At 62.2% G+C, this 15,215-nt stretch carries 15 protein-coding genes; 2 read left to right on the top strand and 13 right to left on the bottom strand.

Annotation, left to right across the window (positions count from 1 at the left end; all coding sequences use genetic code 11):
* From ACTJGZ_RS05780 to ptsJ, 6 genes are all read right to left on the bottom strand, one after another.
* A partial coding sequence (locus tag ACTJGZ_RS05780; protein ID WP_441661990.1) for a hypothetical protein occupies nt 1–267 on the bottom strand: 267 nt, incomplete at its 3' end.
* Between the two features lie 12 nt (nt 268–279).
* A complete protein-coding gene (locus ACTJGZ_RS05775) occupies nt 280–1,116 on the bottom strand; it encodes a fimbrial biogenesis chaperone (RefSeq protein ID WP_441661989.1) in 837 nt (278 codons plus the stop codon).
* Nucleotides 1,107–3,611 (bottom strand): fimbria/pilus outer membrane usher protein, encoded by a 2,505-nt coding sequence (locus ACTJGZ_RS05770; RefSeq protein ID WP_441661988.1) that lies wholly within the window; start codon nt 3,609–3,611, stop codon nt 1,107–1,109. The genes ACTJGZ_RS05775 and ACTJGZ_RS05770 overlap by 10 nt, the downstream gene beginning before the upstream one ends.
* Nucleotides 3,612–3,759: 148 nt before the next feature.
* Entirely contained in the window at nt 3,760–4,476 is a 717-nt protein-coding gene (locus ACTJGZ_RS05765) for a fimbrial biogenesis chaperone (protein WP_441661987.1), read from the bottom strand.
* A gap of 75 nt (nt 4,477–4,551) precedes the next feature.
* Nucleotides 4,552–5,136, bottom strand: coding sequence for a fimbrial protein (locus ACTJGZ_RS05760; protein ID WP_441661986.1), 585 nt, complete (start codon nt 5,134–5,136; stop codon nt 4,552–4,554).
* A 355-nt stretch (nt 5,137–5,491) separates the two neighbouring features.
* Nucleotides 5,492–6,799, bottom strand: coding sequence for a MocR-like B6 salvage transcription factor PtsJ (ptsJ, locus tag ACTJGZ_RS05755; protein WP_441661985.1), 1,308 nt, complete (start codon nt 6,797–6,799; stop codon nt 5,492–5,494).
* Nucleotides 6,800–6,905: 106 nt separating this feature from the next.
* On the opposite strand from ptsJ, the gene ACTJGZ_RS05750 reads away from it, so the two are divergent.
* The gene (locus ACTJGZ_RS05750; RefSeq protein WP_441661984.1) at nt 6,906–7,727 is read left to right on the top strand and encodes a YggS family pyridoxal phosphate-dependent enzyme; all 822 of its coding nucleotides are present in this window, start codon (nt 6,906–6,908) and stop codon (nt 7,725–7,727) included.
* Nucleotides 7,728–7,851: 124 nt separating this feature from the next.
* Nucleotides 7,852–8,103, top strand: coding sequence for a cytoplasmic protein (locus tag ACTJGZ_RS05745; protein WP_441661983.1), 252 nt, complete (start codon nt 7,852–7,854; stop codon nt 8,101–8,103).
* An 87-nt stretch (nt 8,104–8,190) separates the two neighbouring features.
* Here ACTJGZ_RS05745 and gadC read toward each other — a convergent pair whose 3' ends face one another.
* From gadC to ACTJGZ_RS05710, 7 genes are all read right to left on the bottom strand, one after another.
* Complete coding sequence (gadC, locus tag ACTJGZ_RS05740) at nt 8,191–9,741, bottom strand: glutamate:gamma-aminobutyrate antiporter (protein WP_441661982.1); 1,551 nt, start codon at nt 9,739–9,741, stop codon at nt 8,191–8,193.
* 357 nt (nt 9,742–10,098) lie between these two features.
* Nucleotides 10,099–10,665, bottom strand: a complete 567-nt coding sequence (locus tag ACTJGZ_RS05735) for a hypothetical protein (protein ID WP_441661981.1) — start codon at nt 10,663–10,665, stop codon at nt 10,099–10,101.
* A gap of 131 nt (nt 10,666–10,796) precedes the next feature.
* On the bottom strand, nt 10,797–11,468 hold the full coding sequence (locus ACTJGZ_RS05730) for a hypothetical protein (protein ID WP_441661980.1): 672 nt from the start codon (nt 11,466–11,468) through the stop codon (nt 10,797–10,799).
* The gene (locus ACTJGZ_RS05725; protein ID WP_441661979.1) at nt 11,465–12,232 is read right to left on the bottom strand and encodes a hypothetical protein; all 768 of its coding nucleotides are present in this window, start codon (nt 12,230–12,232) and stop codon (nt 11,465–11,467) included. Before ACTJGZ_RS05725 ends, ACTJGZ_RS05730 begins: the two co-directional genes overlap by 4 nt.
* Complete coding sequence (locus ACTJGZ_RS05720) at nt 12,229–12,987, bottom strand: ABC transporter ATP-binding protein (RefSeq protein WP_441661978.1); 759 nt, start codon at nt 12,985–12,987, stop codon at nt 12,229–12,231. Before ACTJGZ_RS05720 ends, ACTJGZ_RS05725 begins: the two co-directional genes overlap by 4 nt.
* A complete protein-coding gene (locus ACTJGZ_RS05715; RefSeq protein WP_441661977.1) occupies nt 12,980–14,047 on the bottom strand; it encodes a FecCD family ABC transporter permease in 1,068 nt (355 codons plus the stop codon). The genes ACTJGZ_RS05720 and ACTJGZ_RS05715 overlap by 8 nt, the downstream gene beginning before the upstream one ends.
* Entirely contained in the window at nt 14,044–15,213 is a 1,170-nt protein-coding gene (locus ACTJGZ_RS05710) for an ABC transporter substrate-binding protein (protein ID WP_441661976.1), read from the bottom strand. Before ACTJGZ_RS05710 ends, ACTJGZ_RS05715 begins: the two co-directional genes overlap by 4 nt.
* Nucleotides 15,214–15,215: the final 2 nt, after the last annotated feature.

The following is a 15,215-nucleotide window of genomic DNA, read 5'->3' as shown; positions in this document are numbered from 1 at the left end:
CCCCATGCTGTTGTACGGATTCAGATAAAAATACACATATTCGGCCGGTCCAATCTGATCCTGCCAGCAGACCACCCGCTGCGACCTGGCCCCCGAACGCCACAGGATGCTGTTCTTGGGCAAGTCCAGCGGCACGGCGATCGTATCCACAATCGTGTCATAGCCGTTCACAGAACCGTCCTGCCCGCGACAGGCCATGGCATGGCTGGTGCTCCAGGCGCATAGGGCCAGCAGGCCTGCCAGCAGCTTCAGTAGTATCTTCGACATTGTCCCGGCTCCTTATTGCTCGGACTCGGTAATCAGACTCGGCGGCACAGGCTGCCCAGGCTGCAGCGCCACCGTATAAAGCCGCTCCACGCCGTTATCGGTGACATAGCGGTAATCCAGCTGGCCAGGCCCGCCCTGGCATTCCGGCCAGGCTTGCTCCAGGCGGGCAAAAGGCGCCAGCATCAGATGCGCGATGTTTGCCCCGCACGCCTTGCCATGGCGGTCACGGGCTTGCAGATCGACCAGCGTGACGTAATAAGGCGTCGGGTTGTCCAGCTGCACAGCGCCTGCGCCGCCATCGGCAGGCAAAGACCAGCGCAGCGCTTCGCGCGCGGCCTGCGGCGGCATGGCCAGCGCCGGGCGGTAAAACAATTTCAGCCTGTGCCGTGCCGCCAGGCGCATGGTGATGCCATCACTTTCCGGCGTTGCGGGCGGCACATCGAGAAAACTCAGCAGGAAAAAGCTCTCCCGGTCATCCGGCAGGCCATCACCCTCGAAAAACACTTCCAGCGTGGCATTGCCCTGGGCTGGCACCTCGACCAGCGGACGGCTGACCGCGAGGGGCACGTCCCCCTCCTGCTCAGCCTCACCCCAATCCACGGTGACATGCACCAGCGCCGTCTGGCCCGCGCCGTTACTTACCACCACAGCCTTGCGGCCCTGCCCCGCTTCCAGGATGTAGCGGTTCTCGTCAAATCCCAGGGCGGCGGCGCGGCCATCCGCCGCCAGGCACATCAGCAGCAGAAACAGCGGCAAAAACAGCAGCCATGACCCTACTGTGCCGCTCGCCGCAGCCTGCGCTGGCCGCCTTATCCGCCCCGCCCGGCGGTCTATCGTCATCATTGACATATGACCCCCTGTTTATCGTAGTTGCGCACCGGGTCCCGCGCCGGCAGCACATAATCGAGCTGGCAACTCCGGCCATCGCCCCACTGCGCCTGCAGCCTGCCTTCATCCTGCGTGACCAGCACCAGCGCCTGCCCCCGATGATCGACCCAGCCCAGGCTGCGGCCTTCCGCATTCAGGACTTCCGCCCCCAGCGGCAGCGGCTCGCCCGCGGCATCCAGGATACGCAGCTGCACACGGCGCCCGATCACGCCCTTGAACTCAGCTTTGACGATGGCCCCCCGGTGCGGCACCACGGTACGCGACAGGGAATCCAATTCGACATCCGCGCCAAGCTCACCGGAATCCAGGCGGATGGTATTGAAACGGTAAGGCTGCGTGGTCGGATAGACCGCATACCCATTGGCCGCCGTGCGCGCCAGGCCATTGCCGACCCCGACACCCGGCACGCCTTCGACTTGCACCAGGGCGAAACCATCACCGGCAGTGCGCGAGAAATTTACGCCGCCGCCGTGGACCACTACTGCGCCCCGGGCATTCATGCTGGCCGAGTGGTAATGCTTGCCCGCACCGAACGACGCGCCCAGCGCCACCATGGGCAATTCGGTACTGGCCCCGGCGCTGCCCGAGACATCACCATTGCGGCTGCGCGCGGCCTGTGCCGACAGACTGACATTCTGGCCGCCCGCCTGGACATCGCCATACACCGTGGCCGACATATTGCCGCCATCGCGGGTATGGTCATAGCTGGCCGCCATACGGGCTGGCTGGATGCTGCTGCCCAAGGGCATGGACAGCGTCAGCATCACCCGGGTTTCGTTATCGCCGCCGCCGAAGTCATAGAACTCCTTGGCGCGCGAGATGCTCAGGTTGTAGGACATGCCGCGAAAGGTGTTGCCATAGCCCGCGCTGTAAGAACGCGTGGTCTGGCCATCCCAGAACGACTGCCGCTGCGCCGTCAGGAACAGGTCGCCATAGCGGCGGTCTTCACCCAGTTCCTGGGTGATGCTCAAGTCAAAACGCGAACGCGAGCGGCCGGACGTCAGACGATCCGACGGCCCGTAGCGGAAACGGGACAAATCCTGGACGTGGCTATCGAAGGAGCGGTAGCCGGACGTCGAATAGCGATAGGCCGCCAGGGTCACGGTCGTGCTGGTGCTGGCCAGGGTGCGCGAATACAGCCCCCGGATACTCTGCCCTGTGCGGGTCTGCCCCTGCACCCGGCTGAAGGATTGCGTCACGTCCACGGATAAGGCGCCTATCGGCGTATTGCCCCCCAGGCCAGCATTGATGGCCTTGAAGCCTTCCGCCACCTGCATCCCGCCGGACAGGGAAATATTTTCGGTCCAGCCATAAGTGCCCGACAGCGACAGAAAGCCCGGGGTATCAAGCTGCGACTGATTGGCTTTGTAGCGGCCCGCCTCCACGCTATAGCGCAGATAGCCCTGGCGCACCATCAGCGGCAAGGAAGAAAATGGCTGGATATAAACGCGGCGGCGGCCATCGGCTTCGATCACCGTCACTTCCAGGTCGCCATTGGAGCCGCTGGGATAGATTTCCGTCAACATGAACGGGCCGGGCGGCACATCCGTGCGGTACAGCATGTAGCCGTTCTGGCGGATTTCCACCGTGGCATTGCTTTCCGCCACACCACGCACCACGGGCGCGTAACCGCGCTCGCTGTCGGCCAGCATGCCTTCATCCGAGCCAATCTGCACGCCTTGAAAGCGCACGCTGTCGAAGATATTGGAATTGGAATACAGCTCACCCGCGGAGAACTGGCTGCGCCAGGCCGGCACATCGCGCTGCACGAAGGTGCGGTTGCTTTTGAACTGCGTTCCCTGATGCGGCATGCGCATGACGCTGGATTCATTACGCAGCCGCCACGCCCCCAGATTCACGCCATTGCTCAGCCCCAGGAAGACGCTATCCGAACTTTGACCATGGTGGCTGTCGCGGCGCACATTACCCTGATAATTGATAAAGCCCGCATTAACGCCGTAATCCCAGTAGCTGCTATCCACATACCCGTAGCGCTGCCGCTCCAGATAGACCTGGGGAATTGACAGCACCAGACGCAATTGCGCCATTTCCACGCGTGCCACGGCCTGCGCATCCAGCTGCGCCAAGTCCAGACAGCCAGCCACCGGATGGGCCAGCAAGGCGTCTATGTAACGTGGCGCCACGCCCACGCGCGCCAGCAGCTCCGCGTCCAGACAGGGCAATAATTCACGCTCGCCCGCCCGCAGGACAAGCGGCACATCGAAACGGCCAACGCCATCGCCATTGATGACGATATCCAGCGCATACACCCCCGGCAGCGCGCTGGCCTTGCCCTCGCCCAGGCGGGACAAGTCCACGTTGGCGCCGCCGCGTATCAGGCTCATGTCATAAGCCAGCACCGCTGGCCCGGCGCTGGCCACGCTGACGGGTTCATCCTGCCGGGGCTGTGCCTGAACGGAAAAGGCCGCCAAGGCCAAGGCCACACCCAGCGTCATCTGCGCGCCCGCATCCAAATTCCGGGATACCGGCAGATGCCGTTTGCAACTTTTCCCGCCTGCAACTCCGCGCATCTGCCACTCCCGACAACCCGGCCATCACTGCCCGCACCGGGGCAGCACCGCCATTCAAAAAATAATTATTCCGTTACTTTGCTGGCTGACCAGCCACCGGCACAATCATTTCTCTTTGATCGTGCGCGCCGTAGTCATTGACCGTCGCGTAAGCGAATTTCCCTTGTGCCCGGATCAGGCTGTTTTGCTGCGAGGCACTCAACACCAGGGACCGGCTTTCACCCGGCGCCAGGATAATTGCAGATTGAATTTCATGATCCGCCACCGCCAGATCGACAATCGTCACATGAAATGCGCTGGCATTTGCAACTTGCAATTCGCCATTCCGCCATTGCCAGCCGAGATTCGCCGCCGCCTGCATGGAATTACCCTTCAGCCCATTGGGCCGGTAAAAAAACTTGATTCTTTGCAGCACTGCAATTTGCAATGACCCGGTTTGCGCCTCACGCTGGGGAATTTCCTGCACATTCAGCCAGAACATGGATTCACGATCCGCCGGCATGCCGATGCCTTCATACAGGATGCGGACACGCTGTTCGCTGCCAGCCTGCACCTGCACCAATTGTGGCGTCAGCGAGAAATGCTCGACCTCGCCATCCCCCACGGCTGGCGTAAGCCAGGATTGGGCCAGAAAGCCGCCATCGCGATCCAGGCTGCGAATGCCGAAAGACACTTCGCGGCGGCCATCCTGCAAAATGACGCGTGATGCATTCAGCACCATGGTTGCCTGAACTGGCGCTGCCATACAGGCCATGCCCGCCAGCACGCCCGCCAATAGCTTCCGAAACATGAAAGTCCTCCCGGGAAAGATCACCGGTTTCCGGCCAGGCGGCAAACCGCCGCCTGGCCAGCCCTGATGCCCGTCTTACTGAATTTCGAGGACGAAAGGCAGCGTCGCGTTGGCCACACCGGCCGTGGGCGCGACATCCTGACCGCCGCTGCGCACATAGGCGGCGGCGAACTTGACGTTGACGCTCTGACCGGCAGTGATGGCCTGCGTATCCAGCAGCTTTTCCTTGCTCAGGTCATAAGCCGTGGACGAGCTGGAGGAGGAGTACACCGCCACGCCGACGTTTTGAGCGTAACCCTCGCCCTTGACGCCGTTATTCACGCGCAGGATCTGATTGCCCGCCACCAGTTCCGCTTGCGGCGCTTTGAGCGTCAGCGATACCTGGGCGTCATTCTTGCAAACCACATTGAAATCGGCCGTTGACAGACCGGCACCCGTGGTGAAATGCGGCGCAGCAACCGTACCAACCTGCGACGAGTTAACCGTGCCCATATTGACGATGACCGAATTGGCATCACCAATAGAGGAATCCAGATAGCAGCTTTCCGCGCTGATTGCACCCTTGAATTGAATGGTGCCATTTTCCGATGCGGCCTGTGCCGTGCCCATTGCTGCCGCACAAACAATTGCCATGCCGACCGATGCGCTGATCTTATTCATTCCATAACTCCACAATAGATTTTTCACTCCCGCCGCCATGTTGCTTATTAATAAACAACCGCTGGGAATATCGAATTCTACCGAGAGGAATAATAAAATCCAGAAAGCAGGATCAATTTCGGATTCATCCTAACTTTTTAAATCTATTTTTCTTTTTAGGATAATTCCGAAACAAAAAATTTAATTACGGAGACAATAAAAATAAATGCAAAACATTGAAAAGCAGATTCAATTAAATCATGACTTAGCGCAAAAGAACACCATTGAACATTCTGATTTCTTGGCGCCATGGCGGCAGGCATTGATATTGCACAATGCAGTCTGCCGCCAGGCAGTGCCTGGCGGCACCAGCAAACTATGCGCGCGCCTTTAATACCTTGCCGATATCCACGGCAAAGCGGTCCACCTGATCTTCATGCAAAGTGGAAATAGTGACGCGCAAGCCGCACGCCGGTGCCTGGACACCGAACACATCGCCACTGCGCACCAGCCAGCCATGGCGCGCCAGCAACGCCGCATCGGCCTGCCCGGTAGGCTCGCGCAAGGGTATCCAGAGATTCAGCCCATCCACCGGCTCTGCCACGGCCACGCCTTGCGCGGCCAGCGCGTGCTTGAGGATGTTGCGGCGATAGCTGTATTCCTGCGTGGCCAGCCCCATGCGCCCGGCCAGGGCTGGCACTTGCAGACAGGCCACCACAACCTCCTGCAGCAAGTGGCTGACCCAGCCTGTCCCAGGCGCCAGACGCAAACGCAAACGCTGCGAGGTCTGCGGGTCGCTGGCCACCAGCGCCAGGCGCAAATCAGGCCCCAGGGCCTTGGACACCGAACGCACCAACGCCCAGCGCGTGCTGCTTGCCGGAATCACCTGCCAATAGCGTTTGTACGCCAGCAAGGCAAAATGATCGTCCACGATCACCAGCACATGCGGGTAGCGTTCCAGCACGGCCTGCAAGGCCTGCGCGCGTTCGCTCGTCAGGCTGCACCCCGTCGGATTGTGCGCGCGCGGCGTCACAATGACGGCCTGCGCGCCCTGTTCCAGCGCTTGTTCCAGCGCATCCGGCCGCATGCCGGCGTGATCCATTCCCACCCCGACAGCCTGCAAACCGGCAATGCGCAAGGTATTGATGCTACTTAAAAAGCAAGGGTCCTCCACCGCCACCTTATCACCCGCCACCAGGTAGGCCGCCAGCAAACGCTCTATCGCATCCACCGCGCCGTGCGCCACATCCAGCGCGTACTCCCCTGGGCAATCCCGCCCCAGCCATTGCCTGCCATAGGCGGCCAGTTCGGCGTGCACCGGTTCACCGCCATACAGCTGATGCTGATACGGCCGCCACGCCAGGGCCTGGTTGATATCCGGCAGCCAGGCCGGATTCGGATTGCCGCTGGCAAAATCAATCAGGGGCGTGCCGGCCATCCAGCCCTCCTGCTCGCCAGGATCCAGCTGCTCACGGATGACCGTGCCGCGCCGGCCTTGTGTCGTTGCCAGCCCCGCCGCGGCCAGCCGTTTGTACACGGCGGCAACGGTGTTGCGGTTGACCCCCAATGTCACGGCCAGATCGCGCACCGGAGGCAAAATTTGCCCAGGCCGCAGCTTGCCCGCCTGCACCTGCAGACGGATACTTTCGAAAATGCTAGTGACGGTTTTGCCCGTGATGCTCATTTTGACCTATGACAATATATAATTTGGCACAAGATGATTTTATAGGAACCGGCAAGACAGCCCTCAATCAGGCTGGCGGTTCTTAACAATGCATAAGGATTGCGCCGTGAACAATACCTGTCCCGACTCCGCCCTGCCGACTGCCACCAGTCATGACAAGCATGGGCGCTACCCCAAGGCGACCAGCGTCGAAGATTTCAAATACAACCTGGCGGCGGTACGCGCCCGCATGCAGGCCGCCTGCGAGCGGGTCGGCCGCGATCCGGCGAGCGTCCGCCTGCTGCCCGTCAGTAAAACCATGGATGAAGCCCATATCCGCCTGGCCTATGCGGCGGGCTGCCGCTTGTTTGGCGAAAACAAGGTGCAGGAAGCCTATAACAAATGGGAAGCCATGGCTGACCTGAGCGAGGCCCAATGGTCCGTTATCGGCCACCTGCAAACCAACAAAGCCAAACTCGTGGCGCGCTTTGCCAGCGAATTCCAGGCGCTCGATAGCCTGCGCGTCGCGGAAGCCTTGGACCGCCGCCTGCAAGCCGAAGGCCGCGAGCTGGACGTCTTCGTCCAGGTCAATACCTCCGGGGAAGCCAGCAAGTACGGCCTGGCGCCCGAAGACACGAGCGCCTTCATCCAGGCGCTGCCCGCCTTCAGTTCCCTGCGGGTGCGTGGCCTGATGACGCTGGCGCTGTTCTCTGCCGAAGCCCAGCGCGTGCGCCGCTGCTTCATTTTGCTGCGTGAATTGCGCCATCGCCTGCAACAGGAAGCCCCTGCCGGCATTGCCCTGGATGAATTGTCCATGGGCATGTCCGGTGACTTCGAAATTGCCATTGAAGAAGGCGCGACGGTCGTCCGCGTCGGACAGGCCATTTTCGGCGCCCGCGCCCTGCCTGACAGTTACTACTGGCCTGGCGCCGGTGACGCGGCTGGCTAAGCCAGGCATCCGCCAGGCCGGGCCGCACCCGGCCGCTCTCCTCCACCGACGCCGGCACCACGGCAATGCAGCCTGGCCGCATTGCCGATGCTGGCATTTTCCATCGCTATTTCCGGGACCCATCATGCAAACTTACCGCCTCATCATCCAGCGTCACGGCAAATTGCTGGGACATTTCGAATCTGCGGCTTCCTGGTCGCGCGATGCCATTGCCGATATCGCCAGCCGCCTGCCCGCCTCCGATGGCTACCAGATCGAACTGCAGGTCGAAGACGGCGAACGCCGCATCGTGGAAAGCACGCCGGCTGGCATCCGTCTGCTGGCGCGCGAAGCCTTCTTCAAATCCTCTAGCTGGCAGCCCGCCCAGCCCGACTGACCCCGGACACTGTCCATCAAACAGAACGGCTGCGGATTCTCCCTGTTCCGGGAGTCTCCGCAGCCGTATTTCAGCAGACTCAGGCGCTCAATGCGTGTCTTGCTGTTGCCCGTCGTCCGGCACCAGATGGTGCGTCGCCCGGCCGCGTGGCCGGATGAAGAAGTGCCCGTCCGGCGCGTTGTCGGTCGTGACCGGCACCAGTTTCACGCTCAGTTTCTTGCCGTGCTTGCTATGCAGCGCATAGATCACGAACGGCACCAGGAAAACCACAATGAAACTGGCGGCCAGCAGCGTCACATAAATCTTTCCATCGGCGGCCGACGGCAGCGTGCTGGGCGGCACGAACGAAATGCAGAAGGCGAACACCGATACCACGAAGCCCACGATCGCCATCACCAGCTTGAAGCTCTTGCCGCCAGGCACCGAGAAGCCACGCTCCAGGCCGTCCTGCTTACGCACCAGCTGGATATACCCCAGGAACAGCATGAAATAGCTGCTCAGGTAGATCACCACCGTCAGGGACATGGCGATCAGGAAGGACATATTGTTGCCGCCGCCCACATTGGTCAGCACGATGATGGCCACGGTGGAAATCAGCAATTGGGTGATGACCAGATTGACCGGCACTTGGTTTTTGTTCACCTTGGCCAGCGTTGCGGGCAGAATGCCGCGCTGCGCCGCCACGAACAGGCCGCGCGAAGGGCCGACGATCCACGACGCGATTTCTGCCAGCACGCCCAGTACCAGCAAGGCCGCCACGCCACGCACCGCCCATTCCAGATTGGGGCCATGGTGCAGGATCAGCACTTCGAAAGTTTGCACCACGCCCGCGGACAAGTTGATTTTGTCGAGCGGAATAACCGCGGCGACAGACAGGCCGCCAATGGAACTGAGCAGGATGGCCGCAATCATCAGGATGAAAATCGCCAACGGATAATCGCGCCCCGGGTTGGCCATTTCATTGACGTGCGTCGCCGAAGCTTCCACCCCCATGTAGCTCAGGATGAAGGCCACGAATACCACCAGCGTTCCCAACTGCGTCAGATCCGGGAAAAAAGTCTGGGTGGTGAATTCGATCTGCAGAGGCGCACCGCTCATCAGATAGCTGATGGACAGGCAAACCAGGATAAAGACCGGCAGCAGGATGCCGCCGAAGAAACCGACCTTGGCGATGCGCGCGGTGTACTTGGTGCCACCGAACTGGGTAATCGCCAGCGCCCACAGAATCACCAGCGCCCCGATGGTCTTGGTCACCGGGTCCTGATTCAGCGCAGGCCAGGCCAGGATGTATGACAGGGCGCCCAGCACGAAGTAGAGCATGGTCACGAAGCCGACGGCAATCTGCAGGTAGCCGAACATGATCGCGGCAAACCCCCATTTCTCGCCCAGCGTATTCGATACCCAGGTGAAAACCCCGCCCTCTTCCCAGCCTTTGACGGTCGCCATTTCCGCCGAGCACAGGCCGACGGGGATGAACCACAACACGCCCCCCAGCACCAGGAAGAACACCAGGCTGAAGCCCGAAGTAGCAAAGGTCGGATATTCATAGGGCGCCATCACCATGGAAGCAGTGATAGAGAAGAAGCCCAGCAAGGTAAGTTGCTTGGCAACAGCGCCTGTCTTTTTCACATCAGTCATGGTCGGTTCACCGGATAGTAAGCATGAAACGCAACTCGCGGGCCGCCAGGCCGCGCGAAGGATTTCGCCTTCCGGCCAGGCTGGCGCGGCAAGCGAAGAACGAACATTTCTACAACACACTCGGGTGCCGGAACGGCTACCCCATACGGTATGACAGCCTGCGGTAAGACAACCCTGCCACGCAAGCTGGCGGCAGGGGACACATCATGCTCTTTGCGGGCGGAGGGCCCGGGAAGCAGCCCCATTATGGTTCAAGGGGTATTCTCGGCTTTCCTTGAGATGAAACCAGATGAAACAACATCTGCCATCTTCCTGCAGGACCGCCGCCTGCTTTTCGGGCCCCAAACCTGCCCTGCGCTAGGCTTTCGCAGCGGGCACGGCCGCTGTATTCAGGGAAAACTCGAACAGCTCCTCTGGCGCGCGCGCCAGAATCTCGTGCGCCAGTTTCCGGCGCAGCAAACGGAACGGCTCGGCATCCTCGGGCTGGCGTGATGCCAGCAGTTCAAAGAAAGCGGGCGGCAAGGCACCCTCACGCAGCACGGCGCGTACTTCCTGGCCGCGGCAGGACAAGACAAAGCTGTATGAGCGGGCGCCATCCAGGCTGTAACGGGCCCACGGCAGGCTGGTATCGACCTCATAACAGCCGCGCGTGACCACGCGCGCGATGAACTCGAACGCATCACGCACACCCGGGCCAGGATGGCCGCTGAGCACGCTCAGTTCAGCGCGGCGCGGCAACTCGCCATCCAGACGCGCCAGCGCGCCATGCATGCCCATATATGTGATGGCCAGCATGGCCAGCGCGCCATGGCCATGGTAGGCGGCCACGGCGTCAAACGGGATATCTATCACGGCCTCTTCGCCCATGATTTGCACCACATGGTCACGAGGGAAAGGGATCAGTGCGGAACTAGCGGTCTGCATAAACACTCCAGGAAACATCGGAAAAAAAGCAAAGACAAAAACTGCGCCAGCGCGACAGCCAGCCTGGGCCAACACGCATGGCGCGCGCCCCAGCACAGAACAAAAAAAAGGAAAGGCAGCGGCCCGCCGGTCTAGCGCTTGGCCCTAGGCGCCTGCCGCTTCAGCCAGGGCAGGAAACCATGCAGAAAACGGGTGGTCGCCGGCATGAAATGACTGCCATGGTGATACATGGGGTCCAGCGACGTCAGGATCAGGCGGCCCGGCGTCGAGCAACAATCGTCATACAGCACTGAACCGGTACCGGCCTTGTCGATCAGCGACACCGCGCCAGACGGTGGCAAATAGGCGCCATGCTGGTGCCAGGTCGCGTCGGCCAGCGTGATATGCCGGAACAGTTCATGCTCCGGGGCAAGCAGACGCAGGCCGGAATCGGCGCCCGGCTCTTTCCACCACCAGAAATTGACCGGACTATGGACATACTGCACGCCATCGAGCCATTGCTCTGCCCCATTGCCGCCCATGACGACCAGCGTTCCGCCCTGCGCCAGGAAATCCTGGAACAGCTGGCGGGCGCGCACCAGTTGGTCCACTGGCGACGCGCAGGACACGATAAAAATATCGCACTGCGCCAGCGCGGCGGCATTCAGGTCGCGCACATAGACAGTGGCATCCAGACAGGCTGCCAGCGCCGGTGTGTGAAAGGTGCGATGGTGGTAATAGGTACCGGCGTCGAGCGCGGCAATGACCGGCGTGCCGCGCGGCCCGGCGCCCGCTGCGGCGCCCGTTGCGTTATGGAGCGTCATGCCGTTTCTCCCGAGGCCAGCCAATCAAACAGTTGGGGCACGATACGCGCCGCCGAATCCTGCCCGTTCGCATACATCCACAGATCATTGCCGGAATGCACCAGCAGGCGCCCGCCGCCGGGCAGCACCAACAGCCAGTCTATGGGCTGCTGCCCCGGCCCCAGTGTATTGAGCACCAGGGCACCCGGCGGCGGCGGGTTCGCGCCGCGCGCGTAAAAGCCCGCCACGCCGCGGCGATAGGTCAGGTGCGCCGGATCCACTCCGTCAAACACCGGGTGAGGCGCCGCCCGCGCCACCTGCAAACCGGCCAGCCCCGGACAGGGCTGCACCTCGAAGGGCAGCAACCAGCGCAGAAAGGGATAGGCCACATGGCCATTGATGACCATCGTGCCGCCTGCCAGCAGCCACTGTTCCAGCTGCGGCTGCAGCGTCATCAGGAAGCGCTGATCGGCATTGGCGGGAATCAACAGGACATGCAGACTGGCCAGCCTGGCGGCGCCGCCCATTTTCGGGGCCGCATCACGGGCCGCATCAGCAGGCGTATCAAGCGCTGCGCCGCAAGCCGCCCCCAAAGCCTCACCAAGGGCTGCACCATGAGCCATCCCCAAGGCCTTTTCAGAAGTCTTTTCAGCACCCTTCCCTGAGCCAGCTTCCAGGTCATAGAGATAGACGTTCTCCGCCAGCGGGGCTGTGCCGCCCGTCAAGGCTTCAGGGCCTGGGCCCAGCCGGCTGTTGAGATAGGCCACACGTTTTTCCTGCATCATGCGCCGACTCCTTGAAACAGCGGGATCACACCCTGCACCAGACTCCCCGATGCATCCTGGGCCTGGCCCAGCGCCACGGGCATCTGGTACACCCGCCCCAGACGTTCCGCCTCGCACATCAGCCGGGTTGACCCGGCCTCGCAACCCTCCGGGTAAAGCAGCAAAGTCTGGTCCGAAACATGCAGCGCATGCTGCGGGCTATGGGTGGAAAAGACAATGCAAAGCTGCTGTTCGCGGGCCAGACGCGCCAGAATGCCCAGCACCAGATCCTGATTGCGCAGGTCCAGCGCCGCCATAGGCTCATCCAGCACGATGATGGGGCTCGCGCTGGCCATCGCCCGCGCAATATGCACCAGCTGCTTCTGCCCGCCGCTCAGCTCATGAAAACTCCGCTGCGCCAGCTCGCCCAGCCCGACAGCCTCCAGGCAGCCGGCGGCCACGTTCATGTCCGCCCTGCCCGGCGATTGCCACCAGCGCAGGTGGCGTGCCCGCCCCATGGCCACCATGCTCAGCACCGGATAGGGAAACATGGATTCACCCTGCTGCGGCACATAGGCGGCATGTCCACCCAGCCGCACCGTCCCGGCGCCGGCAGGCAGCAGCCCCAGCAAAGTCCGCAGCAAGGTCGTTTTCCCCCGCCCATTGGGGCCCAGCACTGCCATGATCTGGCCTGCCGCCAGCGTCAGGTTCAATCCGCTCAGCAGCGTCTTGCCCTTGCCGGCCACACACACTTCAAGATTGCTGACTTCAATCATGACGCCACCCCCGCGCATGCGTGCGCCGCAACAACCAGGCAAAGACCGGCGCGCCTATCAAGGCGGTCATCACACCCAGCGGAATTTCAGCGCTGCTGAGACTGCGCGCCAGGGTATCGACGGCCACCATATAGCTGGCGCCGACCAAAGCGGACGCCGGCAGCAGCACCCGGTGATCCGGCCCGGCCAGCATGCGGGCGAAATGCGGCACCACCAGGCCAACCCAGCCCACGGTGCCCGATACCGCCACACTGGCCGATACCACCAGGGTGACACAGGCCAGCAGACCCCAGCGCAGCGGCTCCACCGCCACGCCTTGCGCGCTGGCCTGCTCATCGCCCAGCGACAGGATATTGATGCGAAAGCGCAAGGCATACAGCAGCAAGCTGCCCGCCAGCACCGGCCCCACTATCACCATCAGCTTGAAATAAGACGCCGTGGCAAAACTTCCCATGAGCCAGAACACAATGGCAGGCAAGGAGTCATTGGGGTCGGCAAAGTAAGTCACCAGGGAAATCAATGCCGCAAAAAAGGCGCTGCAAACCACACCGGACAACACCAGCATTAGCATGGTCGTCCGGCCTTGCGTGCGCCCCATGTAATACACCGCCGCCACGGCCAGCAGACCGCCAGCGAAAGCGCAGCCCATGATGAGCGGCAGCGATGTGAACAGCAAAATGGCCAGGCAGCCGCCCAGGGCCGCCCCCGAGGAAATGCCCAGCACCTGCGGGCCGACCAGCGGATTGCGGAATGCCCCTTGCAGCGCCGCGCCGCACAGCGCCAGACTGCCGCCCACCAGAACCGCCATCAGGATGCGCGGCAGCCGCACCTGCCACAGCACCCGGCGCTGCACGTCCGTGATGTCCTGCAGCCCTGGCAGCCAGTTTTCCGGCAGCACCGGCTCAAGCAGAATGGTGACGATATGGCCCAGCGACAAGGCATACCGCCCCGTCGCCAGGGCGGCCAGCAGCATGGCCAGCAACAAACCGCCAAGCAAGAGCCAAATCCAGGCTTTTGCCTGCGTTGGCGCCGCGTGCAAACGTTCCTTATCACGGCTCATCGCGCAAACCTTTCATAGCCTTGCGCCCCGGCATTGGCCTGCCAATGCAGCACCTCGTCGATATCGTCCTGCGTTGCCGCATAACCATACAAGCGCTGCAATTGCGTGGCGATTTCCTCACGCAGCGGCCAGTCGAAATGCGCGGGCTGCAGGATCAGGCTCAGCCATTGCCAATACAGCGGCGACTCCTGGCTGGGCGGGTCCCAGCGGTACCCGGCCGCCGGAATTTTATACACGCGGCGCTGCTTCACGGCGTCCAGATCGGCCAGCATCGGGTCGCCATAAATCGTTGCAGGCGTCAGCCCGGATTCAAAGTTATTGAGCAGGATAACTTCCGGATTCCAGGCCAGAATTTGTTCCACGTTGACGATATTGGCATTGCCAACACCAGCGGCCACATTGCTGCCTCCGGCCAGTTCCACATCAAACTGGAAGTTGCCACTGCCCCCGGCGACGGCATACTGCGGCGCATGGCGCGATAGCAGCATCACGCGGGGCCGCTGCGCTGGCGCCAAGCCTGCCGTTACCGCGCGGATACGGCCTTCAACCTCGGTACGCCAGGCCAGTTGCGCCGCCGCCCGGTCTTCTTCACCCAGCGCCTGCCCCATCAGGCGTATCCATTCGCGCGTGCGCGCCTCATCCCCATAAAGCAATGCGGCCACGGGTAAACCGGCGTTGCGCAGGGGCGCAATCAAGTCGTCTCCCATATGCCCCCATTGCCAGACCAGATCAGGCTGAATTTGCAGCAGAGTTTCCACATTCGGCACAAAGCCGGAACGTGTCACATCAGCACGGATCCGGCTGCCCGCCGGGAAGATGCGCGCCTGCAAACCCTGGCGCATGAAGCCATGCGCATCCGGGTGCATCCCCGCCAGCCGCGCCGGATCACCCGCCAATGACAAAAACAGGGAACCGGCTGGCATGGGCAAGGTGACGGCCCGCTGCACCGGCCCGGCCAGTTCCACAGGCTGCCCCAGCATATCCTGCAGGACGATGCCGTCCGCCGCTGGCGCAGCCTGGGCCAGCCCCGGCTGCACCAGCAACCAAGCCAGAAACAAAACCAGCGGCAGGGCCACGAAGCGGACCTGAAAGCAGGCCTGAAAGCGGACCAGAAACCGCGCCACAACCTGCCGGCGGAGCCGCCGGGGTGCCATCACACCGGGCATGA

It is taken from the genome of Kerstersia sp. (genome assembly GCF_052103615.1).
Classification (GTDB): domain Bacteria; phylum Pseudomonadota; class Gammaproteobacteria; order Burkholderiales; family Burkholderiaceae_B; genus Kerstersia.
Note: the sequence above shows the minus strand (reverse complement) of the source record. Positions and strands in the feature narration are given on the sequence as shown.